Annotated in this window: 16 protein-coding genes and 1 pseudogene; 11 read left to right on the top strand and 6 right to left on the bottom strand. The window is 72.0% G+C overall.

The window, feature by feature from the left end; translation table 11 throughout:
• Window positions 1-38 precede the first annotated feature (38 nt).
• The 4 genes and pseudogenes from ACFW2Y_RS22885 to ACFW2Y_RS22870 all read right to left on the bottom strand — a co-directional run bounded on the left by ACFW2Y_RS22885 (window position 39) and on the right by ACFW2Y_RS22870 (window position 2,806).
• Entirely contained in the window at window positions 39-734 is a 696-nt protein-coding gene (locus tag ACFW2Y_RS22885) for an ester cyclase (protein WP_384882233.1), read from the bottom strand.
• A 264-nt stretch (window positions 735-998) separates the two neighbouring features.
• Window positions 999-1,115 (bottom strand): annotated as a pseudogene (locus ACFW2Y_RS22880) (DeoR family transcriptional regulator); the annotation flags it as partial.
• A gap of 214 nt (window positions 1,116-1,329) precedes the next feature.
• Window positions 1,330-2,103: an SDR family NAD(P)-dependent oxidoreductase gene (locus ACFW2Y_RS22875; protein WP_384882230.1), complete on the bottom strand. Its 774-nt coding sequence runs from the start codon at window positions 2,101-2,103 to the stop codon at window positions 1,330-1,332.
• A 28-nt stretch (window positions 2,104-2,131) separates the two neighbouring features.
• Window positions 2,132-2,806, bottom strand: coding sequence for an MOSC domain-containing protein (locus tag ACFW2Y_RS22870; protein ID WP_384882227.1), 675 nt, complete (start codon window positions 2,804-2,806; stop codon window positions 2,132-2,134).
• A gap of 81 nt (window positions 2,807-2,887) precedes the next feature.
• Between ACFW2Y_RS22870 and ACFW2Y_RS22865 the strand changes: the two genes are divergently transcribed.
• Window positions 2,888-3,781, top strand: coding sequence for a LysR family transcriptional regulator (locus ACFW2Y_RS22865; RefSeq protein ID WP_384882224.1), 894 nt, complete (start codon window positions 2,888-2,890; stop codon window positions 3,779-3,781).
• 71 nt (window positions 3,782-3,852) lie between these two features.
• Here ACFW2Y_RS22865 and ACFW2Y_RS22860 read toward each other — a convergent pair whose 3' ends face one another.
• Window positions 3,853-4,236, bottom strand: a complete 384-nt coding sequence (locus ACFW2Y_RS22860; RefSeq protein ID WP_384882221.1) for a WhiB family transcriptional regulator — start codon at window positions 4,234-4,236, stop codon at window positions 3,853-3,855.
• A gap of 444 nt (window positions 4,237-4,680) precedes the next feature.
• On the opposite strand from ACFW2Y_RS22860, the gene ACFW2Y_RS22855 reads away from it, so the two are divergent.
• From ACFW2Y_RS22855 to ACFW2Y_RS22840, 4 genes are all read left to right on the top strand, one after another.
• Window positions 4,681-5,292: a response regulator transcription factor gene (locus ACFW2Y_RS22855; RefSeq protein ID WP_003948568.1), complete on the top strand. Its 612-nt coding sequence runs from the start codon at window positions 4,681-4,683 to the stop codon at window positions 5,290-5,292.
• 244 nt (window positions 5,293-5,536) lie between these two features.
• Window positions 5,537-6,139, top strand: coding sequence for a sigma-70 family RNA polymerase sigma factor (locus ACFW2Y_RS22850; protein WP_384882218.1), 603 nt, complete (start codon window positions 5,537-5,539; stop codon window positions 6,137-6,139).
• 140 nt (window positions 6,140-6,279) lie between these two features.
• Complete coding sequence (gene guaB / locus ACFW2Y_RS22845; RefSeq protein ID WP_384882215.1) at window positions 6,280-7,782, top strand: IMP dehydrogenase; 1,503 nt, start codon at window positions 6,280-6,282, stop codon at window positions 7,780-7,782.
• A gap of 106 nt (window positions 7,783-7,888) precedes the next feature.
• The gene (locus ACFW2Y_RS22840) at window positions 7,889-9,013 is read left to right on the top strand and encodes a GuaB3 family IMP dehydrogenase-related protein (RefSeq protein WP_384882212.1); all 1,125 of its coding nucleotides are present in this window, start codon (window positions 7,889-7,891) and stop codon (window positions 9,011-9,013) included.
• Window positions 9,014-9,138: 125 nt separating this feature from the next.
• Here ACFW2Y_RS22840 and ACFW2Y_RS22835 read toward each other — a convergent pair whose 3' ends face one another.
• The gene (locus tag ACFW2Y_RS22835; RefSeq protein ID WP_384882209.1) at window positions 9,139-10,380 is read right to left on the bottom strand and encodes a nucleotide sugar dehydrogenase; all 1,242 of its coding nucleotides are present in this window, start codon (window positions 10,378-10,380) and stop codon (window positions 9,139-9,141) included.
• 309 nt (window positions 10,381-10,689) lie between these two features.
• Between ACFW2Y_RS22835 and ACFW2Y_RS22830 the strand changes: the two genes are divergently transcribed.
• The 6 genes from ACFW2Y_RS22830 (at window position 10,690) to ACFW2Y_RS22805 (ending at window position 23,925) form a co-directional block, all read left to right on the top strand.
• The gene (locus ACFW2Y_RS22830) at window positions 10,690-12,396 is read left to right on the top strand and encodes a glycerol-3-phosphate dehydrogenase/oxidase (protein ID WP_384882206.1); all 1,707 of its coding nucleotides are present in this window, start codon (window positions 10,690-10,692) and stop codon (window positions 12,394-12,396) included.
• Window positions 12,397-12,598: 202 nt separating this feature from the next.
• Window positions 12,599-14,914: a serine/threonine-protein kinase gene (locus ACFW2Y_RS22825; RefSeq protein WP_384882202.1), complete on the top strand. Its 2,316-nt coding sequence runs from the start codon at window positions 12,599-12,601 to the stop codon at window positions 14,912-14,914.
• A gap of 157 nt (window positions 14,915-15,071) precedes the next feature.
• A complete protein-coding gene (locus tag ACFW2Y_RS22820; protein WP_384882199.1) occupies window positions 15,072-18,215 on the top strand; it encodes a protein kinase in 3,144 nt (1,047 codons plus the stop codon).
• A gap of 330 nt (window positions 18,216-18,545) precedes the next feature.
• Entirely contained in the window at window positions 18,546-20,234 is a 1,689-nt protein-coding gene (locus ACFW2Y_RS22815; RefSeq protein WP_384882196.1) for a serine/threonine-protein kinase, read from the top strand.
• Window positions 20,235-20,386: 152 nt separating this feature from the next.
• Window positions 20,387-22,066, top strand: a complete 1,680-nt coding sequence (locus ACFW2Y_RS22810; RefSeq protein WP_384882193.1) for a succinic semialdehyde dehydrogenase — start codon at window positions 20,387-20,389, stop codon at window positions 22,064-22,066.
• A gap of 38 nt (window positions 22,067-22,104) precedes the next feature.
• Window positions 22,105-23,925: a GMC oxidoreductase gene (locus ACFW2Y_RS22805; protein WP_384882190.1), complete on the top strand. Its 1,821-nt coding sequence runs from the start codon at window positions 22,105-22,107 to the stop codon at window positions 23,923-23,925.
• The last annotated feature ends 215 nt before the right edge of the window (window positions 23,926-24,140 follow it).

Genomic DNA, 24,140 nt, shown 5'->3' with positions numbered 1-24,140 from the left:
GGTCCCCGCCGGCCCGACGCGAACCGGCCGTGCCCCGCCTACTCGACGGCGCCGAGCTTCTCCATGACCCCCAGCAGGTCGTACTGCCACCAGCCCTCGACGGCCTTGCCGTCCTCCCGGAAGCGGTGCACGACCATCCCGGTCGCGCTCAGCTCCATTCCGGTGGGCTGGATCCCCATGAAGTCGCCGACGTGGGTGCCCTTCCAGGTCCAGCGGGTGCAGACCCGGTCGCCGTCGGCGAGTTGGTCCTCGACCGTGAAGTCGAAGTCGAACGCGCCCCGCCACATTTCGATCTCGCGCCGCACCGCGTCCATGCCGTGCGCCTCGCTCGGACTGTTCGGATCGTGGTCGCGGTACCCCTCGGCGAGCACCTCGTCCAGCGGCGGGAGCTCACCGGACACGGAGATCAGTTCGAGCAGCCGCCGGGAGGTCGCCTTGTACATCTGCTCGTCCCGGACGACGTCCAGGTCCGTGAAGGTCGGCATCTCGTCGCAGAGCGCGACCATCTCCCGGAAGATCCGATCGGTCTCGGGGAGCTGCGAGTTCTGCATGGCCACGTCGTAGGAGGGGAACTCGACGATCTCCACGACGTGGGAGGCGTCGGAACGGTCCTTGCCGACGATGCTGTGGGTGGCGGTGCGCTTGCCCTTGGTCTGCTCGACCCACCGGTCCATGAGCCGGTTCAGGTCGTCGACCCGGCTCGTCTTGCAGTCGATGATTTGCACGAACGTCATGGCGACCTCCCGACCCAGCTGGGACCTTTCCAGTCTAGGTCGGGAGCGCCCACGCCGAGCGGTGGAGGTCCGGGGCCCGGGCTCGCCGGGGAACGGTTCGCTCTGATGAGCCCCGCACCCGCACCCGCAGTCGTGGCGGCAGGCCGAGGACCGGGCCCCGTCGGGGTGCCCGCCGCCGGGGGCGTCCGGTCGCCGAGGCCAGGACACCCGGCCGTGGTGCACCCGGTCCAGCAGGCCCTTGCCGGCCAGCAGTTCGACGTCCCGGCGGGCGGTGACGGGGGAGATCCCGAGTCGCTCGTCCAGTTCGGAGGCGCGGGCGGTGCCGCGTTCGCGTACCGGGGCCAGCAGCCGGTCGTGTCGTTCGACAGCGCTTTCGTGCACGGCTCGGTTCCCCTCGCGGTCGTGAGGGTCCGTCGCCCCGGGGCCGGTCACCCCGGCGCAGGAATGATCGAACGACGGAAAACTCGATCGTTCGCTCCGACTCCCTTGACGGCGGAACGGCACGACCTCCCACCTCGACGCCCCCGGGGGCCCGGAGCAGGCACCCCCGGTCCGGAGGTCGCCACGCAGCGGAGGGCAGCAGGGGCCACGGGGACTACCGGGGCCCGTACTTGCGGCCCGCCTTGGAGGAGACCCCGCCGAGCAGACCGCGCGGCGCCAGCTTCACCACGCCCATGAGGGCCTTGTAGCGGGGGTCGGGGATTGACAGCGTCTTCCCCCGCTCCAGGTCCTGGAGCGCGGCCGAGGCCAGCTTGTCCGCATCGAGCCACATCCAGCCCGGAATGTTGTCCGTGCCCATCCCGGCCCGCTCGTGGAACTCGGTCCGCACGAAGCCGGGGCAGAGGGCCATGAGCCGCACCCCGCTGCCCGCCAGGTCCCGGGCCGCGCCCTGGGTGAACTGCACGACCCAGGCCTTCGAGGCGCCGTAGGTGCCGCGGGGCACGAAGGCCGCCACCGAGGCGACGTTCACCACGGCACCCCGACGGCGGTGCTTCATCGAAGCGGAAGCCGCCGAGGTCAGCCGCAGCACCGCCTCGCAGTGCACCGTGAGCATCTTCAGCTCGTCGGCCATGGAAACCTCGAGGAAGCGGCCCTTGTTGCCGAAGCCCGCGTTGTTCACCAGCATGTCCACCGGCTGCCTCGGATCCGACAGCCGGGCCTCGACCGAGGCGATGCCCTTCTCTTCGGAGAGGTCCGCCGCGAGCACCTCGGCTTCCACGCCGTGCCGGTCGTGCAGTTCGGTGGCCTGTTCCCGCAGCCGGTCCGCGTCCCTGGCCACGAGCACGACGTCATGGCCGTCCGCCGCCAATCTCCGTGCGAAGGCGGCCCCGATGCCCGAAGTGGCGCCCGTAATCAGTGCAGTCGTCATACGGGCACGTTAATGCCCCGTCCGAGAACTACGCCCGGGCGTACTTCTCCGCGTACTGGCGGGCCAGCGCCAGGAGGCCGGACTCCATCCACTCGGCAGCGACCAACGTGCCCGGCAGCAGGGCGCGTTCGGTGGTTGCGGCTCGGTGCAGCAGCGCCACGGTGATGTCGTGGTCCGGCCGGTGCACCACGGAGATCGGGTCGCCCGCCCGCACCTCACCGGGCACGATCACCCGCAACAGCGCCCCGGGGCCGGCCTCCGACTGCGTGAACCGCTTCACCCAGCCCTTCTCCTCGACGAAGCCCGCGAACGTGCGGCAGGGGATGCGACCGCCGGTCACCTCCAGGACCAGTTCCGCTCCGATGCGCCACCGCTCGCCGATCAGCGCCCCGTTCACGTCGAGGCCGCGGGTGGTCAGGTTCTCGCCGAAGGAGCCGTTGGCCAGTTCGCGGCCGAGCTCACGCTCCCACAGGTCCATGTCCTCCCGGGCGAAGGCGTAGGCCGCCCGGTCGTCACCCCCGTGGAAGCGCAGGTCGCAGACCGTGTCCCCGGCGACCCCGCTCCCCCCGACGCCGGGCGCCCCCGGCGCCTCGATCCGCACGGGCCCCTCCACGGGACGCTTGTCGATGCCCGTCACCCCCGAAGCGGCGTCGGTGTACTCCACGGCCCTGGCACGGCCCACATTCACACTCAGCAAGGTCATGGGGGCACCCTACGGGCGGTGATCTCAAAGCCGTGCGCCAGATCGGGCGGCTTCACCCAAGCTGCCCTTATGATGGAACGCATGATCGAGGCACGCCACCTCCGCGTCCTGCGCGCCGTCGCCGCCACCGGCTCCTTCTCGGCCGCCGCGCGCGAACTCGGCTGCACCCAGCCCGCCGTCAGCCAGCAGATGAAGGCGCTCGAAGCCTCCGCCGGCACGCCGCTGCTCATCCGCACCGGACGCGAGATGCGCCTCACCCAGGCCGGTGAGGTCCTGGTCCGCCACGCTTCCGGCATCCTCGCCGGGCTCACCGCGGCCGAAGAGGAGGTCGCCGCCATCGCGGGGCTGCGGGCCGGCCGCGTCCGCCTGGTCTCCTTCCCGAGCGGCAGCTCCACCTTGGTGCCCACCGCGCTGGCCGCCCTGCGGGCCGCGCACCCGGGCACCCGGGTCTCCCTCGTCGAGGCCGAACCGCCGCGCTCGATCGAGATGCTCCGCGAGGGCGACTGCGACATCGCCCTCGCGTTCCGGTACGGGGCCGGGCGGGCGGAGTGGGACGACCTGGTGGTCCGCCCGCTGCTCACCGACCGGCTCGTCGGCCTGGTGCCCGAGGGGCACCGGCTCGCCGGATCCGGTGCGGTCCGCATCGAGGAGCTCGCGGACGAGTCCTGGATCGCGGGTTGTCCGCGCTGTCGCCGTCAGCTCGTGGACGTCTGCGAGGAGTCGGGCTTCACCCCCCGCATCGACTTCGCCACGGACGACTATCCGGCTGTGGTCGGCTTGGTCGGCGCCGGTTTGGGGGTGGCCGTACTGCCGGAGCTGGCCATCGAGTCCGTACGGCCCAAGGGGGCCCGGACCGTGGTCGTGGAGCCGGCCGTGGAGCGGGAGATCGTGGCCCTGACGCTGCCCGACCTCGCGCAGGTCCCGGCTGTCGCCGCCACGCTCGACGAGCTGGTCCGCGCCGCGGCGCGCGGATAGGACGACACCGCACGTCACCGCATGCACGCGGCGGCGTCAGCTTCTGCCCGGTGCTTTGGAAAAACGTTCCTTCACATACGTTCCCCGACGGATGTCATGGACGTCATGGATGTCATGGGCGCGGTGGGCGCGGTGGGCGCGGTGGACGCGGCCGTCGGCGGCGTCGCGATCAGGCGATTGCGCGCACGTCCCATGAGTTCTTCGCGTTCGTCCTCGGTGAGGCCGCCCCATACGCCGTAGGGCTCGCGTACGGCGAGTGCGTGTGCCGCGCACTCCGCGCGCACCGGGCACCGCATGCAGACCTCTTTCGCCGAGTTCTCGCGCGCACTCCGTGCCGCGCCGCGCTCTCCCTCGGGGTGGAAGAACAGGGAGCTGTCGACCCCGCGGCAGGCCGCGAGCAGTTGCCAGTCCCACAGATCGGCGTTGGGTCCGGGAAGGCGGGAGAAATCTGCCATTGCGCTTGTCCCCTTGAAACCGTGTCGAACGGATAGGTGGGCGGGTGGATGGCTGATCGTCGGGGCTCCTCCGGTCCCCGACGGGTCCGGTCGGTACACCTACTGTCGAAGTAGATGTAAATATGACTCATTGCGAATCTAGTCACAGACACCGCGAAAAGGGAAGAAAACCAGCTAAATGGGGCATGGCTTTGGATGTCGGGACATGTGATCCGCGATTGAGCTGCGACACTCTCCTCCGCGTACGGCTCCTCACGTAGAGTGCCGAAGGCCGCTGTCCGGCCCGTAACTCTTTCGGGTGACCGTCGTTGAGAGTGCGGAGGCGGTTGAAGGAACAAGCGATCGGGCAGGTGTCCGAGAGCGTCAACCGCACAGGTGACGATACGTACAGCCCTGGAGGCTCAAGGTGACGCGCAACAGCTGCGAGAGCCGCGGAGGTCAGGCATGACATCCGTTCTCGTCTGCGACGACTCCCCGCTTGCCCGAGAGGCGCTCCGCCGCGCGGTCGCGACCGTGCCCGGCGTCGAGCGCGTGACCACCGCGGCCAACGGCGAGGAAGTCCTCCGCCGCTGGGGCGCGGACCGCTCGGACCTGATTCTGATGGACGTGCGCATGCCCGGTCTGGGTGGCGTGGAGACCGTCCGCCGGCTGCTCTCCGCGGACCCCGGCGCCCGCATCATCATGCTCACGGTCGCCGAGGACCTCGACGGCGTTGCGCTCGCGGTCGCCGCGGGCGCCCGTGGCTACCTGCACAAGGACGCCTCCCGTGCCGAACTGAGGGCCACGGTCACCCAGGCGCTCGCCGACCCGACCTGGCGACTCGCCCCGCGCCGGCTCCGTTCGGCCGAGATGGGTGCCGCCCCCACCCTCACCGCACGCGAGATCCAGGTGCTCGAAGGCATGAGCCACGGCCGGTCCAACGCGGAGATCGGGCGCGAGCTCTTCCTCTCCGAGGACACGGTCAAGACGCACGCCCGACGCCTCTTCAAGAAGCTCGGTGCGTCCGACCGGGCGCACGCCGTCGCGCTCGGATTCCGCTGGGGCCTGGTCCGCTGAACCGCAGGTCACCCGTCGTCTCCCCGTCCTCGCCCGCGTCCGTCGCGGGGTGGACGGGGCGGGCTTGTATCACTTCCCCGCGGAATGCCGCATCCTTGAGGGTGTGGAGTTCCTCGGGGACGAGTCGATCGAGCGGGAGGGGAGGGCGCGGGAGATGAGTGCCGGCGCACTGGCTCATAACGCTTCGGTGCACAACTACGGACGCGGTGCCGCGGACGCAGAGGCGTCGGGGCACCATGGGGCGATGCGCGACGACGAGACCGTGGGTCCCCCCATGCCCGCCGGGCAGGGGGAGATCGGTGCGCTCGTGCACCGTGCGGTCGAGGGCGACGCCCAGGCCACCCACGATCTGCTCGCGCGCGTGCATCCGCTCGCGCTGCGGTACTGCCGCACCCGCCTCAACCGGCTGCCCGGCGACGCCCGGCACTTCGTCGAGGACCTCGCCCAAGAGGTCTGCGTCGCCGTGCTGATGGCGCTGCCGCGCTACAAGGACACCGGCAGGCCCTTCGAGGCCTTCGTCTTCGCCATCGCCGGCCACAAGGTGGCCGACCTCCAGAGGGCCGCCATGCGGCACCCCGGTTCCACCGCCGTGCCCTCCGACGAGATGCCCGAGCGGCCCGACGATTCCCTCGGCCCCGAGGAGCGCGCCCTGCTCAGCGATGACGCCGAGTGGGCCAAGAAGCTGCTCGCCAACCTCCCGGACAATCAGCGCGAGCTGCTCGTGCTGCGGGTCGCGGTCGGACTGACGGCCGAGGAGACCGGCCAGATGCTCGGCATGTCTCCGGGGGCTGTGAGGGTCGCCCAGCACCGGGCCCTCAGCAGGCTTCGCGCACTGGCCGAGCAGTAGGCGTCGTCGGGGGCGCGGGTCCCTTTCGTACACGTGTGAACGTCCAAACCTTCCCGCTGATCTTGATCGTGGAATGAGACACCGCTCGGGCCCGTTAGCATGGACATCCCGCACCGATCAAGGCCATTTGGGAAGGTGTCATGACTGCCAACGTCGACGGAGTGCCCGACAAATTCGCGACACTCGGGCTGACCTACGACGACGTGCTGCTGCTGCCGGGTGCATCCGAGGTGCTCCCCAACGCGGTCGACACCTCGTCCCGCATCTCCCGGAACGTCCGGGTCAACATCCCGCTGCTCTCGGCGGCGATGGACAAGGTGACCGAGTCCCGCATGGCGATCGCCATGGCCCGCCTGGGCGGCGTCGGCGTGCTCCACCGCAACCTCTCCGTCGAGGACCAGGTCAACCAGGTCGACCTGGTGAAGCGCTCCGAGTCCGGCATGGTCACCGACCCCATCACGGTGCACCCCGAGGCCACGCTCGCCGAGGCGGACGCCCTGTGCGCCAAGTTCCGCATCAGCGGCGTCCCGGTCACCAGCCCGGACGGCAAGCTGCTCGGCATCGTGACCAACCGCGACATGGCCTTCGAGAGCGACCGCAGCCGTCAGGTGCGCGAGGTCATGACGCCGATGCCGCTGGTCACCGGCAAGGTGGGCATCTCCGGCGTCGACGCCATGGAACTGCTGCGCCGCCACAAGATCGAGAAGCTCCCGCTGGTCGACGACGCGGGCGTCCTCAAGGGCCTCATCACGGTCAAGGACTTCGTCAAGGCGGAGAAGTACCCGAACGCCGCCAAGGACGCCGAGGGCCGCCTGCTGGTCGGCGCCGCGGTCGGTGCCAGTCCCGAGGCGCTGGAGCGCGCCCAGGCGCTCGCCGCCGCCGGAGCGGACTTCCTGATCGTCGACACCTCGCACGGCCACAACAGCAACGCCCTGACCTGGATGGCGAAGATCAAGTCCAGCGTGAACGTCGACGTGATCGGCGGGAACGTCGCCACCCGCGACGGCGCGCAGGCGATGATCGACGCCGGCGTCGACGGCATCAAGGTGGGCGTGGGCCCCGGCTCCATCTGCACCACCCGAGTGGTCGCCGGCATCGGCGTCCCGCAGGTCACCGCCATCTACGAGGCGTCCCTCGCGGCCCGTGCCGCCGGCGTCCCGCTGATCGGCGACGGCGGCCTGCAGTACTCCGGCGACATCGGCAAGGCGCTCGCCGCCGGTGCCGACACCGTGATGCTCGGCAGCCTCCTCGCGGGCTGCGAGGAGTCGCCCGGCGAGCTGCTCTTCATCAACGGCAAGCAGTTCAAGTCGTACCGCGGCATGGGCTCGCTCGGCGCCATGCAGTCCCGCGGCCAGGGCAAGTCGTACTCGAAGGACCGCTACTTCCAGGCGGAGGTCGCCTCCGACGACAAGCTCGTGCCCGAGGGCATCGAGGGCCAGGTGCCCTACCGGGGTCCGCTGGCGAACGTGCTGCACCAGCTCGTCGGCGGCCTCCGCCAGACCATGGGCTACGTGGGCGCCGCCACCGTCCAGGAGATGGAGTCCAAGGGCCGCTTCGTCCGGATCACCTCGGCGGGCCTCAAGGAGAGCCACCCGCACGACATCCAGATGACGGTCGAGGCGCCGAACTACAGCAGGAAGTAACACCGCGTGACCCCCGGGGGCGGTTCCGGCACGTGGCCGGAGCCGCCCCTTCGGTCTGTGTCGGGGATACTGGTAGGCGCAGACGTAGAGGGAAAGGCCACACATCGTGACTGAGATCGAGATCGGGCGCGGCAAGCGCGGCCGCAGGGCGTACGCGTTCGACGACATCGCCGTCGTGCCGAGCCGGCGCACCCGGGACCCGAAGGAGGTCTCGATCGCCTGGCAGATCGACGCCTACCGCTTCGACCTGCCGTTCCTGGCGGCCCCGATGGACTCGGTCGTCTCGCCGCAGACCGCCATCCGCATCGGTGAGCTGGGCGGCCTGGGCGTGCTGAACCTCGAGGGCCTGTGGACCCGGTACGAGGACCCGCAGCCGCTCCTCGACGAGATCGCCGAGCTGGACGAGGCGACCGCGACCCGCCGTCTGCAGGAGATCTACGCCGCCCCGATCAAGGAAGAGCTGATCGGGCAGCGCATCAAGGAGGTGCGCGACTCCGGTGTCGTGACCGCCGCCGCGCTCTCCCCGCAGCGCACCGCACAGTTCTCCAAGGCCGTCGTCGACGCCGGCGTGGACATCTTCGTCATCCGTGGCACGACGGTCTCCGCCGAGCACGTCTCGGGCGCGGCCGAGCCGCTGAACCTCAAGCAGTTCATCTACGAGTTGGACGTCCCGGTCATCGTCGGCGGCTGCGCCACGTACACCGCGGCCCTCCACCTGATGCGCACCGGTGCGGCGGGCGTGCTCGTCGGCTTCGGCGGCGGCGCCGCGCACACCACCCGGAACGTCCTCGGCATCCAGGTGCCGATGGCGACCGCGGTCGCCGACGTGGCCGCGGCCCGCCGCGACTACATGGACGAGTCCGGCGGTCGCTACGTGCACGTGATCGCCGACGGCGGTGTGGGCTGGTCCGGTGACCTGCCGAAGGCGATCGCCTGCGGCGCCGACGCCGTGATGATCGGTTCCCCGCTGGCGCGGGCCACGGACGCGCCCGGCAAGGGCCACCACTGGGGCATGGAAGCCGTCCACGAGGACGTGCCGCGCGGCAAGCTGGTCGACCTGGGCATCGTCGGCACCACCGAGGAGATCCTCGCGGGTCCGTCGCACACCCCGGACGGTTCGATGAACTTCTTCGGTGCCCTGCGCCGCGCGATGGCCACCACGGGCTACAGCGAGCTCAAGGAGTTCCAGCGCGTCGAGGTCACGGTCGCGGACGCGCAGCACAAGCGCTGATCCCCGCTCCACGGACGCCCGAAGGGGCCGCGCACCGGTGCGCGGCCCCTTCGCCGTGTGTGGGCGGAGCCCGGAGGGGCCCTGTCCGGCGGTGGCGGCGGGCGCCCGTGTGACGGCACAAGGACTCAGAGGCGGTGGGCGGCTCCGGCGGGGGTGGCGCCGCGGGTGTCCAGGAGCAGTTGGGCCTTCACCGCGAGGCCCTGGAGGTCGTACGTGCGGTGGTGCTGGAGGAGCACCGTCAGGTCGGCGTGGGCGGCGGCCTCGTAGAAGGAGTCGGCGCGGGGCACGGGCAACTCGCGGACGCGCCAGTCCGGTACGTGCGGGTCGTGGTAGCTGACGGCCGCGCCCAGGTCCATGAGGCGGCGGGCGATCTCGTCGGCCGGGGAACCCTGGCGGTCGGGCAGGTCGGGCTTGTAGGTGATGCCGAGGAGCAGGATCCGGGCGCCGCGGGCGGACTTGCCGTGCTCGTTGAGGAGCGTGGCGGCGCGCTGGACGACGTACTGCGGCATCCGTTCGTTGACCTGTCCGGCGAGTTCGACGAGGCGGAGCGGTCGGTGGGCGCCGACGGTGTCGACCGGGACGCCGTGGCCGCCGACGCCCGGCCCGGGGCGGAAGGCCTGGAAGCCGAAGGGCTTCGTCTCGGCGCAGCGGATGACGTCCCACAGGTCGACCCCGAGTTCGTGGCAGAGGACCGCCATCTCGTTGACGAGCGCGATGTTGACGTGCCGGAAGTTGGTCTCCAGCAGCTTGACCGTCTCCGCCTCGCGGGGCCCTCGGGCGCGCACCACCTTCTCGGTGAGGCGGCCGTAGAAGGTGGCGGCGGATTCGGTGCAGGCCGGAGTGAGGCCGCCGATGACCTTGGGGGTGCCGGCGTAGCCGTGGGTGCGGCTGCCGGGGTCGAGGCGGCCGGGGGAGTAGGCGAGGTGGAAGTCGCGTCCGGCCCGGAGGCCGGAGCCCGCTTCGAGGGTCTCGCGGAGGAGGCCCTCGGTGGTTCCCGGGGGGACCGGGGACTCCAGGATGACGGTGGTGTGGGGGCGCAGCCGGGCGGCGAGCGTGCGGGCGGCTTCGGTGACGGCGCCGAGGTCGAGGGTCCGGTCGGGGCCGAGGGGGGTCGGGGCGCAGAGGACGGCGGTGCGGACCCGGCCGAGTTCGGTGGGGTTGCTGGTCGCGCGGAAGCCGCCCGCGAGCATCCGGCGGATCTCGGGGGTGGTGAGCGAGCCGTCCACGGGGGAGCGGCCGGCGGTGAGTTCGGCGACGGGGCGGGGGTCGGCGTCGTAGCCGATGGTCTTGATGCCGGCGGCGCCGGCGGCCTGGGCCAGGGGGAGGCCGTGGTGGCCGAGGCCGATGACGGCGAGATCAGCGGGCATGGGGGGGTTGGCCGTCCTTCCCGGTAGCCGGAGGGAACGCGGTGCGCAAGCCCGGTGGACAGAACGGGTCGAGCGCAATGTCAGACTAGGCGTAAATATGACCGATATCTGGCATTGCGGGGGTGAAGGTCGCCGAATGTTATCCACAGGTGGGCGGCGAGGCGGTGGCTGAAGTCGCGGGAGCGGGACAGAATCGAGCTGTGGGCCGGACCGCACGGGGCCGGTTCACCGCTCGTGCGCGGACGGACCGGGCGCGCACGCCGGGTGCGGCGCGCACGGGACCGACGGGGGACGACGGGAGGCAGCAGCGTGAGGACAGCGACACTGGGACCCGCCGAGCGCGCCGAGGCGCTCGTGGCCATGAGCGAGCGAGAGCTGGACGTGCTGGTCGTCGGCGCCGGAGTGGTCGGTGCCGGCACCGCTCTCGACGCCGTCACCAGAGGACTTTCCACCGGCATCGTGGAGGCCCGCGACTGGGCCTCGGGAACCTCCAGCAGGTCCAGCAAACTCATCCACGGGGGCCTGCGCTACCTGGAGATGCTGGACTTCGCCCTCGTCCGGGAGGCACTCAAGGAGCGCGGACTCCTCCTGGAGCGGCTCGCACCCCACCTGGTGAAGCCGGTCCCCTTCCTCTATCCGCTCCAGCACAAGGGCTGGGAGCGTTTCTACGCCGGATCCGGAGTCGCGCTGTACGACGCGATGTCCCTCTCGTCCGGCCACGGTCGTGGACTCCCCGCCCACCGCCACCTCTCCCGGCGCAACGCCCTGCGGGTCGCCCCCTGCTTGAAGAAGGACGCCCTCGTCGGCGCCCTGCAGTACTACGACGCCCAGATGGACGACGCCCGCTTCGTCACCACCTTGGTGCGCACGGCCGCGGCCTACGGCGCCAGGGCCGCCAGCCGGGCCCGTGTCGTCGGCTTCCTCCGCGAGGGCGAGCGGGTGGTCGGTGCGCGCGTCCAGGACGTCGAGGGGGGTGCCGAGTACGAGATCCGGGCCAAGCAGATCGTCAACGCCACCGGGGTGTGGACGGACGACACCCAGGCCCTCATCGGCGAGCGCGGCCAGTTCCACGTCCGCGCCTCCAAGGGCATCCACCTCGTCGTGCCCAAGGACCGCATCCACTCGACCACCGGACTGATCCTGCGTACCGAGAAGTCCGTGCTGTTCGTCATCCCCTGGGGACGCCATTGGATCGTCGGCACCACCGACACCGACTGGGACCTCGACAAGGCCCACCCCGCCGCCTCCAGCGCCGACATCGACTACCTGTTGGAGCACGTCAACACGGTCCTCGCCACCCCGCTCACCCGGGATGACGTCCAGGGCGTCTACGCGGGCCTGCGGCCCCTCCTCGCCGGCGAGTCGGACGCCACCAGCAAGCTCTCCCGCGAGCACACCGTCGCCCACCCGGTCCCCGGCCTCGTGGTCGTGGCGGGCGGCAAGTACACGACCTACCGCGTGATGGCGAAGGACGCCGTCGACGAGGCGGTACACGGCCTCGACCAGCGCGTCGCACCCTGCGTCACCGAGGACACGCCGCTCCTCGGCGCCGAGGGCTACCGCGCCCTGTGGAACGCACGGGCCAGGATCGCCGCCAGGACCGGTCTGCACGTGGTGCGGGTCGAGCACCTTCTCAACCGGTACGGCTCCTTGACGGAGGAAGTGCTCGACCTCGTCGTGCGCGACCCGGCACTCGGCGAACCGCTCGCCGCCGCCGACGACTATCTGCGCGCCGAGATCGTCTACGCCGCCTCGCACGAAGGCGCGCGCCACCTCGACGACGTGCTCACCCGGCGGACCAGGATCTCCATCGAGACCTTCGACCGGGGCACCCTCAGCGCCCGGGAGTGCGCGGACTTGATGGCACCGGTCCTCGGCTGGGACGACCACCAGGTCGAGAAGGAGATCGAGCACTACGAGAAGCGGGTGGAAGCGGAGCGCGAGTCGCAGCGGCAGCCCGACGACCTGACGGCGGACGCCGCCCGCCTCGGAGCGCCGGACATCGTGCCCATCTGAGGGGGCGTTCGGCAGGGCACGACAGAAGGGGCGGGCCCCGGGGGAACCTCGGAGCCGTGCGGAGGCGTCGTATCCCGGAGTGCGGACCCGGGGGCGTCACCCGGCCCGAGGTGAGAGACAATGGCCTCTCTTCCAGGGCGGGTTACCGCATCGCGCGGGAAGCGGCAGACGCGGCGAAGATCAGGGATCGCAGAGGGGACGCATGTCGGAGGCGGAGCAGTCGCGGGACGCGGCGAGGGAGCCCGGGCGGGACGTCGCCCCGGGGGCCGTGACCGACGGCGAGCGGGGAACGGTCCCGGCCGCGCGCGAGCCGGAGCGGGACACGAAGGACGTGCAGGTCAGCGGGGCTTCACCGGAGTCGGGAGTCGCACGCGAGCCGGAGCGGGGCGTCGAGGACGCGGAGCCCGCCCAGGCCGTCGTGCGGGACGAAGGGGACACCCGGGACATGAGTGGACCTCAGGACGCCCGGGACCCGGGTGAGGTGAAGGCGGCTCAGGACACCCCGGTCGACCCGGCCACGGTCCCTGAAGGAGCCGGGACCGGGACGCCCGGAACCGCCACGGGCGGGCGACTGCGCGGAACCGAGCCGTCGACCGGGCGGGCCGGATTCGGCACCGGCGAAGGCGCCGGCGAGAAGGACCACCGAACGTCCGCCGCCACGCGGGGTGACGGGCCGGGCAAGGGACCGGCCCGCGAGGGGCGCCTGCTCGCGGGCCGCTACCGGCTCGGCGTGGTCCTCGGCCGGGGCGGCATGGGCACCGTGTGGCGCGCCGTTGACGAGACCCTCAGCCGCACGGTCGCCGTCAAGGAGCTCCGCTTCCCCAACAGCATCGACGAGGACGAGAAGCGACGCCTCATCACCCGGACCCTCCGCGAGGCGAAGGCCATCGCCCGGATCCGCAACAACGGCGCCGTGACCGTGTACGACGTCGTCGACGAGGACGACCGCCCGTGGATCGTCATGGAACTCATCGAGGGCAAGTCCCTCGCGGACGCCGTGCGCGAGGACGGCACGCTCACGCCCCGGCGCGCCGCAGAGGTCGGCCTCGCGATCCTCGACGTCCTGCGCTCGGCGCACCGCGAGGGCATCCTGCACCGTGACGTGAAGCCGTCCAACGTGCTGATCGCCGACGACGGTCGGGTGGTCCTCACCGACTTCGGCATCGCCCAGGTGGAGGGCGACCCGTCGATCACCTCCACCGGGATGTTGGTCGGCGCCCCCTCGTACATCTCGCCGGAGCGTGCCCGCGGCCACAAGCCCGGCCCGGCCGCCGACATGTGGTCACTGGGCGGCCTCATCTACGCGGCGGTCGAAGGCAACCCGCCCTACGACAAGGGCTCCGCCATCGCCACCCTCACGGCGGTGATGACCGAGCCGGTCGACCCGCCGAAGAACGCGGGACCGGAGTTGGAGCAGGTCATCTACGGCCTGCTGGCCAAGGATCCTGCTCAGCGGCTCGACGACGCCCGTGCCCGGGTACTGCTGCGCGCCGTGCTCGACGCGCCCGAGGCGGCGCCCGCGACCTCGCCGGAGGTCACCACCGTCGTACCGCTGCCGCCCTCCCCCCAGCAGCCGGGGCCGTCGGCCGGCAAGGTGCCCGATGCCGCCGCCGAGCGGATGCGCGGAGCGCTGCAGTCCGTGCGGAACGCCGCCGTTTCCGCGCAGGCGGAACCGAGGCCGGGGCTGGCGACCGAGCCGCTGCGGGGCGGCGGGAAGCCGGCCCCGGCGCGCGCCTCGCTGACCGATGTCGTACCGCGACGCACGCTCGTGATCGTCGCCGCGGTCGTCGTCCTCGCCCTGCTCGGGACGATCCTCGTGGTCTCCCTCAACGGCGGGGACGACAAGGGCAACCAGGGCAAGGACGACACCAGTGCCTCGGCCGGCGCCAACGGCTCCGGCGGGGCCCCGGACCCGTCCGCGGGCGGACCCGGCCAGCAGGGTGGCACCCGTCCCGGTGCCACCGGGACGACGGACACCGAGGGCACGACCGGTTCCACGGACGGACGGAACGACGGCACCGGGCCCTCCGGGAAGCCCGGCGGCGACACGGCGGAGAAGCTGCCCGCCGGCTACGTCCCGGTCACCAGCAGCCGGTTCCACTTCTCGATGGCGATGCCCTCGGGCTTCACGGTCCGCTCGATCCCGGGGTACGACCTCGGCGGGATATTCAGCGAGAGCGGCGGCTTCCCGCGCGTCCAGGTCGACTACAACGACAGCCCCAAGGACAATGCGGCGAGCGCCTGGGAGCTGGCCAAGTTGGGTGTAGCCGCCACCAGCAAGAACTACAAGCACCTCGGCATAAAGCCGGTCTCGTACAACGACTATCCGACCGTCGCGGACTGGGAGTTCGAACGCACCCAGCAGGGCATGCGGGTCCGGGTGCTCAACCGCGGCTTCAAGGTGAACGCCTCGCGCGGCTACTCCATCATGGTCAGCTGCAAGGCGGACGAGTGGGACGGCGCGGAGTGCCGGATGCTGCGCGAGACGGCGTTCGCCACGTTCAGCCCCGAGGACTGACCACCGGCACGTATCGTGAGAGCCGGTGGACCGGGTGCGGCCGAACGGAGTCGTTAACCGCACGGTGTTGGACCGGAATTGACGGACTCGTGTGCTCCCGCCCGATCCCGGAGGATCCGCGGGACCACGGGGAGAGCGCGCGCGTGGGGGAGGCGTCGTGGACGACTACGCGGGACGGGTGCTCGCAGACCGCTACCGCCTGCCGTTGCCGCCAGCGGACGCCGATGCGTACGCCCCGGTGGAGACGCGTGCCTTCGACACGTACAGCGGGCAGGAGGTCCTGGTCCGCCAGGTCCCCCTGCCCGAGTTCGTCGACGCAGAGGTGCTCGACGACCGGGGCGGCCCGCCCGATCCCCACGGCGCCCCGGGACGGACCGCCCGCCGACCGGCCGAACCCCTCGTCCGTCGCGCGATCGAGGCCGCCCAGGCCGCCGCGCAGATCCCCGACCACCCCCTGCTCGACCAGGTCTTCGACGTCTTCGCGGAGGCCGGCTCGCTGTGGATCGTGAGCGAGCGGGTGGCGGCCAGACCGCTCGCCGCGCTCCTCGCCGAGCGTCCCCTCAACCCGTACCGCGCGGCGGAGATAGGTGCCGACGTCCTCACCGCGTTGCGCGCGCTCCACGCCCACGGCTGGGTGCACCGGAACATCACCTCCCGGACCGTGCTCGTCTGCGACGACGGCCGTGTGCTCCTCACGGGTCTCGCGGTGGGCGCCGCTGAGGAGGCCCTGTGCGGCTACGCGCCGGTCCCGGAGGGGACCGACGCTCTCGACAGCGGGGCGTATGACACCGGGGCGTACGACGACGGTGCGGGCGGTGCGCCGGAGCCGGTGGGACCCGCCGTCGAGCAGTACGCACCGGAGGCCGGGGGCCACGGAGGAGGGGGCGAGGAGTACGGGGGCGCGCAGTACGGCGTCGGCGGTGGAGAGGAAGGCGCCGGGCCCCACGCGGGCGGGCCCCACGTGCCCGCCGGGCTGCTGCCCGCTCCGGCGCACGGCCCTCCGGCGTACGACACCCCGGCGTACGACACCCCGGCGTACGACACCCCGGCGTACGGGGCCGAGGTCCTCGATGCGGAGGCCGGGGGAGAAGCCGGCGAAGGGGGGACCGAGGGGGCGGCCCCCGAGCCACACGCGGCGGAGCCCGGAACCGGTGGGTCTCCGGGGCCCGTCCCGGACGCCTACGGGTCCGACCCCTACGGGCGGGCCGAGCAGGCCGTCACCGAGACGCAGCCGGCGGCCACCCCGCCGACCGCCGACGTGCGGGCCGCACGGGCCGGGGCCATCGCCGCCTACCGGGCCGGTGCACGGGCCGCCGCCCGGTTGGGCGAGACCGGGGCGCTCCCCGTCCAGCGCCCCGCGCCGCAGGCGTCCCCCGAACCGCCCCCACCGCCGACCGCGCAGGCACCCGGCGCGCCCGAGCCGCAGTGGTGGGCGCGGGTGGCGGACGAGGACGACGACGAGGACGACGACGAGGACGACGAGGAGCCCCGCGGCGGCGGCCCCACGACCGGTCCGCCCCCGCGGATGATGCTGGCCGGCAGTTGGAGCGACGGTCCGCACGCCGCACGGGACGGCTCGGGGCCGATTCCGGCCGGTGGGGGGTCGGGCCCCGGCAACGGTCCCGTGCTTCCCGGTTCGGGCCGCCCCGCCCTGCCCGCCGGGTACACGGCGGCGACCCCCGGTGCCACGCCCCTCCCGGTCGCCGCCGGCACCGGGGAAGAAGCGCCGCTTCGCATCCCGGCGCGGGAGCGGGCCGAGGAGTACCGCGGCCCGACCACCCGATTGGCTGCCGAGCGGGCCCGCCAGACGAGGATCGCCGTCGTCGGTGCCGTCACCGAGCGCTGGGCCCCCGAGCAGGCCGGGCCGGTGCACGAGAACTGGCGCCTGGCCCCGCCGATCGGCCCCGCCACCGATCTGTGGGCGCTCGGTGCGCTCCTCTACCGGGCCGTCCAGGGGCACGCCCCCTACCCCGAGGACAGCGCGGCCGAACTCGTGCAACTGGTCTGCGCCGAGCCGCCCGCCTTCGCCGAGGACAGCGGTCCCCTGCGCCCGGTCGTGGAGTCCCTGCTGCGCCAGGATCCGACCGAGCGGCCCGATTTCGAGGAGCTGCGCGGCTGGCTGCGCTCCCTCGTCCGCTCGGCGCCGGAGCCGGAGGTCGGGCTCGGCGCCGTACCGCCGTCGGCCGCCGACGGGGCGCGGCTTCCGATCGTGCGTCGACGCGGCGAGCTGGTGCGGCGGTGGCGCAAGGGGGCGGGTTCGGGGCGCCACCGGCACAAGCGGCGCGAGGGACCGCGCGCCAAGGGCGGGCACCAGGAGTCGCACGGGCAGGAGCACGCCGCTGAGCACGCCGCTGAGTACGCCCCGGAGTACGCCCGGGACGGCGGACGCCCGCACCCGCTGCCGGACCATCACGAGGGTTTCCCCGACGACCACGGCGGGGCCTTCCCCGAGGACTTCGGCGGGGGGTTCCGGGAAGAGTCCGGGGAACCCCTCCGGGACGGCTTCCAGGAGGACTTCGACGACGAGATCCCCCAACGCGCCGCACGGGCGCCCCGGTCCTCCGCGCGCCCGGCGTCCGCCCGCGCCGGCGGCTCTCCGCGCGCCCTGGGCCGCACGCTCCTGACCCTGGTCTTTCTGCTGCTCGTCGGAGCCCTCGCGTACGCCCTCCTGTTCATGCCGGGCAAGGACGGGGAACCCACCGCTCCGGCCGCCTCCGCGACCGCTCCCGCCACGACTTCCCCCACCACGTCCCCGAGCCGCCCTTCCACGAGCACCGAGCCGTCCGTCGAACCGACCGAGAAGCCGGTCACCACCCCGCCCGCGACGGGCCCTTCGGCCCCCGAGCTGCCCGCCGGGTACGCCGTGCGCCAGGATCCGGAGGGGTTCAGGATCGGGGTTCCGAAGGACTGGCGACGTAGCCCGATCAACGATGCCGGTCAAGTGCGGTACAGCGGAGGTGACTTCACCTTGATCGTGGTGCCCGGGCGGGACAGCGTCCAGGGCAACGGATCGGACCCGCTGGAGTACCAGAACTCCAAGGAGCGCGAGTTGGAGCCGTGGCGGTCGTCCAGCTGGTCGCGGGCGGAGAAGGCGCGTCGGGTCGACATCGGTCGAACGCCGACGGCCGAGGGGCACTACACCTGGCTGGACAGCACGGGGCGCGAGGTCTTCGTGCGCAATCTGGCCCTGATCGACGGCGGTCGCTACTACGTGGTCCAGGTCATCGGACCGGAGAGCGAGCGCGACAAGGTCTCGGAAGTCTACGAGCAGGCCACGAAGGCGTTCCGCCCGGGACGGTGAAGCGGTCGGAGCGGAGCGGGACGGTGGCCGGAAGCGGGGCGCGGGCGAATCGGACGGTGGGAAGGGCGGGTTCGGCGGCGCCGTCGATCGTGGACACCTGCTCGGCCGGACCACGAGGGGCTCGGACCGGTCGGTGAACGGGGACCGGCCCCGGCGGTGAACAGCGGGCCGACCCAGTGGTGAACGGGGGGTGTCCGGGCCGTCCGATATCCGGAAGGTTCGCGACCCCATCGGTCCACGGTCACAGTGCTGTTCCTATGGCCGCCCCGAGGTTCCGTCGCCCGTCCCCCCCTCCGTAACCTGGCATCTGAAGGAAACGGGCGGGGGCAAGTGGAGCATTCTCAGAACACAGAGGCGGGACTGTTGCTCGCCGGTCGATACCGGCTGGGCGAGTCCATCGGGCGCGGCGGCATGGGCAAGGTCTGGCGTGCCCACGACGAAGTGTTGCACCGCGTGGTGGCGGTCAAGGAGTTGACGGCGGGCCGGTTCGTGGCCGAGGCCGATCGGTTGGTGCTGCACGCCCGGACGCAGAAGGAGGCGCGGGCCGCCGCTCGGATCACCCACCCGGGCGTGGTGACCGTCCACGACGTCCTGGAGCACGACAACCGGCCGTGGATCGTGATGCAGTACGTCGACGGGCCCTCGCTCGCCGAGGCGGCCAAGGAGGCCGGCACGATCGAGCCCCGCGAGGCGGCGCGGATCGGCCTGCACGTCGTCGGGGCGCTGCGGGCCGCGCATGCGGCCGGGGTGTTGCACCGCGACGTCAAGCCGGGCAACGTGCTGCTCGCCCGTGACGGACGCGTGCTCATCACCGACTTCGGGATCGCCGCGATCGAGGGGGACTCGACGATCACCCGGACCGGTGAGATCGTCGGCTCCATCGACTACCTGGCGCCCGAGCGGGTGCAGGGCGGCGACCCCGGACCCGCCTCCGACCTCTGGTCCCTCGGTGCCACCCTCTACGCGGCGGTGGAGGGCACGTCGCCGTTCCGCCGGACCTCTCCGATCAGCACCATGCAGGCCGTGGTGGCCGAGGAGCCGCCGCCCCCGGAGAAGGCGGGGCCGCTGGCCCCCGTCATCGTCGCCCTGCTGCGCAAGGACCCGGCCCAGCGACCGCACGCCGACGAGACCGAGCGGATGTTGCTCGACGCCATGGAAGGGCGGGCGCCGACGGCTGCCCAGGCGTTCGTGCCGACCCAGCGCATGGTCCTGGAGGAGCCGGACGTCAGAGCCGGCGGCGCCGGCTCCGAGGACGACGCAGGGACGGGTGCGGAGGGGCGGACGGCGGGCGATCGGCCCAAGGCCACCGCCGAATGGCCTCGGGCGTCGCAGTTCCAGCGGTCAGGGGAGGCCCACCCGCCGCAGGGGGTCCAGGGCTCGGCACCTGCTCCGGCGCCCTCCGGACGGGGCCGCTGGCGGTCGGTCGCCCTCGCCGCGGTGGTCGCCGGGGCCGTCGCCGGTGGCGCCGTCTTCGCCGCCATGAACGGCGGGGGCGGCGACCGGGTCCGTGGCGACGGCGAACGGACGACGGCGACCGCCTCCGTGACCAAGGCCGCGGCCGACGGGGTCCCGGTCGGTTGGCACCGGGTCGAGGACCCGGAGGGCTTCGGCCTCGTGGTGCCGGACGGCTGGAAGCGGCAGAAGGAGGGGGACCAGATCGACTACACCCCGGACAACGGCCGCCACCGCATCCGGATCAGCATCGACCGGAAGCCCGACTTCGAGAACCCGTACATGCACGCCCTCGACCTGGAGGGCGCCGTGGAGAAGAGGTCGGAGTACTCGCGGGTCAAACTCATCCAGAACACCTACCGCGACCAGGTCCGCTCCTGCCTCTGGGAGTTCAGCTGGATCGAGAAGAAGACGTTTCCCGGTCCCCGGCACGCCATCGACCAGTTGTACTACGCCGATGACGGCACCGAGTACGCCCTGTACATGTCCTCGCCGGAATCGAGCTGGGAGACGACCCGGGAGCAGTTCGACGTCGTCCTCCAGTACTGGCGGGCGCCGGTGTCCTAGGGGGCGAAAGAAATCTCCGTGCCGACCTCCCGCGGCCATGAGCCGCTGATCAGGGCTTATGTGCCAGTGATCGCTGGCGCGATGCGGAGGGCGGGTGAAAACACGTTACCGACGGGTACCCAAAGGGGGGAACGCGCCCTACCCTCGGGCTCATGACGGACTCGCAGGCCACCGCCGCCCCCACGGTTCCCGCCCCCGCCGCCGAGGCCGGCGCTCCCGCCCCGACGGCCGGGGCCGCCCCCTCCGGCGCGACCAACCCGGTCGCGGTCGCGCCCGCCGGTGTGCGGACCGCCGCCGACGTCGTGACGCCCGAACTGGTCGCCCGACTCACCCGCGGCGTCGTCGGCTCCGGGCACACCGCCAACCACACCCCCTTCACCGGGGAGAAGCTGGCCGACCTGCCGGAGTCCACCCCCGAGGACGTCGCCGAGGCGTTCGCCCGCGCCCGCACCGCCCAGGCCGCCTGGGCCGCCACTCCGGTGAGGGCCCGCGCCGCGGTACTCCTGCGCTTCCACGACCTCGTCCTCCAGCGGCAGGCGGAGGTCCTCGACCTGGTCCAGTTGGAGACCGGCAAGGCCCGCCTGCACGCCCACGAGGAGGTCCAGGCGGTCGCCGTCGCCGCCCGACACTACGGCCGCAAGGCCTCCTCCTATCTGCGCCCCAAGCGCCACACCGGCGTCGTGCCGACCCTCACCAAGGTCACCGAACTGCGTCAGCCGCGCGGGGTCATCGGCCAGATCGCCCCCTGGAACTACCCGCTCGAACTCTCCGTCGGGGACGCGCTCCCCGCCTTCGTCTCGGGCAACGCCGTCGTCATGAAGCCCGACACGGAGACCGCTCTCACCGCGCTGTGGGCCCGTGACCTGCTCGTCGAGGCCGGTCTTCCCGCCGAGGTCTTCCAGGTCGTGCTCGGTGACGGACCGGTCGTCGGCCCCGAAGTCGTCAAGCACGCCGACTACGTCTCCTTCACCGGCTCCACCCGCACCGGTCGCGAGGTCGCCCAGGGCGCAGCCGCCCGACTCGTCGGCGTCTCCCTCGAACTCGGCGGCAAGAACGCGATGCTCGTCCTCCGGGACGCCGACATCGAGAAGGCCGCGGCCGGCGCCGTGCGTGCCTGCTTCTCCTCCGCCGGACAGCTCTGCATCTCCATCGAGCGGCTGTACGTGCACGAGTCCGTCGCCGACGCCTTCCTCGACCGCTTCGCCGCCCGCACCAAGGCCATGCGGCTCGGCAACTCCCTCGCGTACGGCGCGGACATGGGCTCGCTGGTCGGCGAGCGGCAGTTGGAGGCCGTCAGCCGCCACGTCGAGGAAGCCGTGGCGAAGGGCGCCCGGCTCATCGCGGGCGGTGTCGCCCGTCCCGACATCGGCCCCCTCTTCTACGAGCCGACCATCCTCGACGGCGTCGAGGCGTCCATGGCCGTCTGTGCCGAGGAGACCTTCGGCCCGGTCGTCTCCGTCTACCGCTTCACGGACGAGGACGAGGTGATCGGGCTCGCCAACGCCACTCCCTACGGCCTCAACTCCTCCGTGTGGACCAAGGACTCGCGCCGCGGCCACGCCGTCGCGGCCCGGCTGCGCACCGGTACCGTCAACATCAACGAGGGGTACGCGCCCGCGTACGGCAGCGTGCAGTCCCCGATGGGCGGCATGAAGGACTCCGGGCTCGGCCGCCGGCACGGTTCCGAGGGCATCCTCAAGTACACCGAGGCGCAGACCGTCGCCCAGCAGCGGCTGGTGCCGCTCGCCCCCTCCTTCGGAATGGACGACGAGAAGCACGCGGCGTTCATGAGCACGTCCCTGAAGGTGATGAAGGCCCTGCGCCTGCGCTGACGCCGCTTCCCCGCCAGACCTTCCGTACGAGGAGAGCCATGACCGCGGTACCCCCTGCCCAGAATCAGGACGAGGACGCTCCCTACGACTACGACGTCCTCGTCGTCGGCTCCGGCTTCGGCGGTTCGGTCACCGCCCTCCGCCTCACCGAGAAGGGGTACCGGGTCGGCGTCCTGGAAGCCGGGCGCCGCTTCACCCGTGAAACCCTGCCGAAGAACTCCTGGGACGTGAAGAACTTCCTGTGGGCGCCCGCCCTCGGGTTCTACGGCCTCCAGCGCATCCATCTGCTCGGCAACGTCATGGTGCTCGCGGGCGCCGGTGTGGGCGGCGGGTCCCTGAACTACGCCAACACCCTCTACGTACCCCCCGAGGCGTTCTTCGACGACCCGCAGTGGAAGGGCATCACGGACTGGCAGGACGAACTGCGGCCCTACTACGAGCAGGCGAAGCGCATGCTCGGCGTCCGTCTCAATCCGACGATGACCCCCTCCGACGTGCACCTGAAGTCCGCCGCGCAGGCCATGGGCATCGGCGACACCTTCCACATGGCCCCGGTCGGCGTCTTCTTCGGGGACGGTCGTGACGCCGCCGCAGAGGACGGGACCGGCACGACCAGGGCGAAGCCCGGCGAAGAGGTCGCCGACCCGTACTTCGGCGGAGCGGGGCCGGCCCGGCGTGCCTGCACCGAGTGCGGCGAGTGCATGACCGGCTGCCGGCACGGCGCCAAGAACACCCTCAACGAGAACTACCTCCACCTCGCCGAGAAGGCGGGTGCCACCGTCCACCCCATGACCACGGTCGTCACCGTCACCGAGGACTCCCGGGGCGGCTTCGCGGTCAAGACCCTGCCCACCGACGCCCGGAGGAAGGGCCGTGGACGGACCTTCACCGCCCGCCAGGTGGTCATCGCGGCCGGAACGTACGGGACCCAGAGCCTGCTGCACAGGATGAAGGACACCGGCCTGCTGCCCCGGATCTCCGCCCGACTCGGCGAACTCACCCGCACCAACTCCGAGGGCCTCGTCGGCGCCCAGACCACCCACCGCCGCTACCGCAAGCGCCACGGCAAGGAGAAGGCCGACTTCACCCGCGGCGTCGCCATCACCTCGTCCGTCCATCCCGACGGGAACACCCACATCGAACCCGTGCGGTACGGCAAGGGCTCCAACTCGATGGGGAGCCTCACCGTCCTCCAGGTGCCCTACGGGGCCCACCGGGTGCGCAACTGGTGCCTCAACCTGCTCAAGCACCCCGCGCTCGCCCTCCGCTCGCTGTCCAACTGGCACTGGTCCGAGCGGACCATCATCGGCCTGGTCATGCAGTCCCTCGACAACTCCCTGACGACCTACCGCAAGCCCGGCGGCATCGGGAAGGGCCTGCTCACCGCCCGTCAGGGGCACGGTGCGCCGAACCCGGTCCAGATCCCCGAGGCCACCCGGGCCGCCACCCTCCTCGCCGAAGAGATCAACGGCTTCGCCGGCTCCAACATCGGCGAACTGATGGGCACCCCGCTCACCGCGCACTTCCTGGGCGGCTGTCCGATCGGTGCCGATGCGGCGAGCGGCGTGATCGACCCGTACCACCGGCTCTTCGGGCACCCGGGGATCTCCGTCGTCGACGGGGCCGCCGTCTCCGCGAACCTCGGCGTCAACCCGTCTTTGACGATCACGGCCCAGGCGGAGCGCGCCATGTCCTTCTGGCCGAACAAGGGGGAGGAGGACCGGCGTCCGAAACAGGGTGAGGCGTACGCGCGGCTCGCGGCCGTCGAACCGAAGTCCCCCGCGGTCCCCGCTGGAGCCTTCGGCGCGCTGCGGCTGCCGTTCCTGGGGGTGCCGGCGGTTCCTCCGAAGAAGGACTGACGTCCGATCCGCGCACGGATCCCCGGACGCGGGAAAGGGCGCTGCACCCCCCTCCGAGTGCAGCGCCCTTTCCGCTTTGGTGTTGCTGCATAGATGACCCCCGGTCCCCGTGTTTGGTTGTAGGGGTTGCCCGGGATCTTCGTGTGACGCGCGTCACTTCCCGGGGTGGGGTGGTGGAGGCCCAGGGGGAGGGCTGCGGGCGCCCGGGCGTCGGG

It is taken from the genome of Streptomyces sp. NPDC058877, assembly GCF_042742855.1.
In the GTDB taxonomy this organism is placed as follows: Bacteria; Actinomycetota; Actinomycetes; order Streptomycetales; family Streptomycetaceae; genus Streptomyces.
Note: the sequence above shows the minus strand (reverse complement) of the source record. Positions and strands in the feature narration are given on the sequence as shown.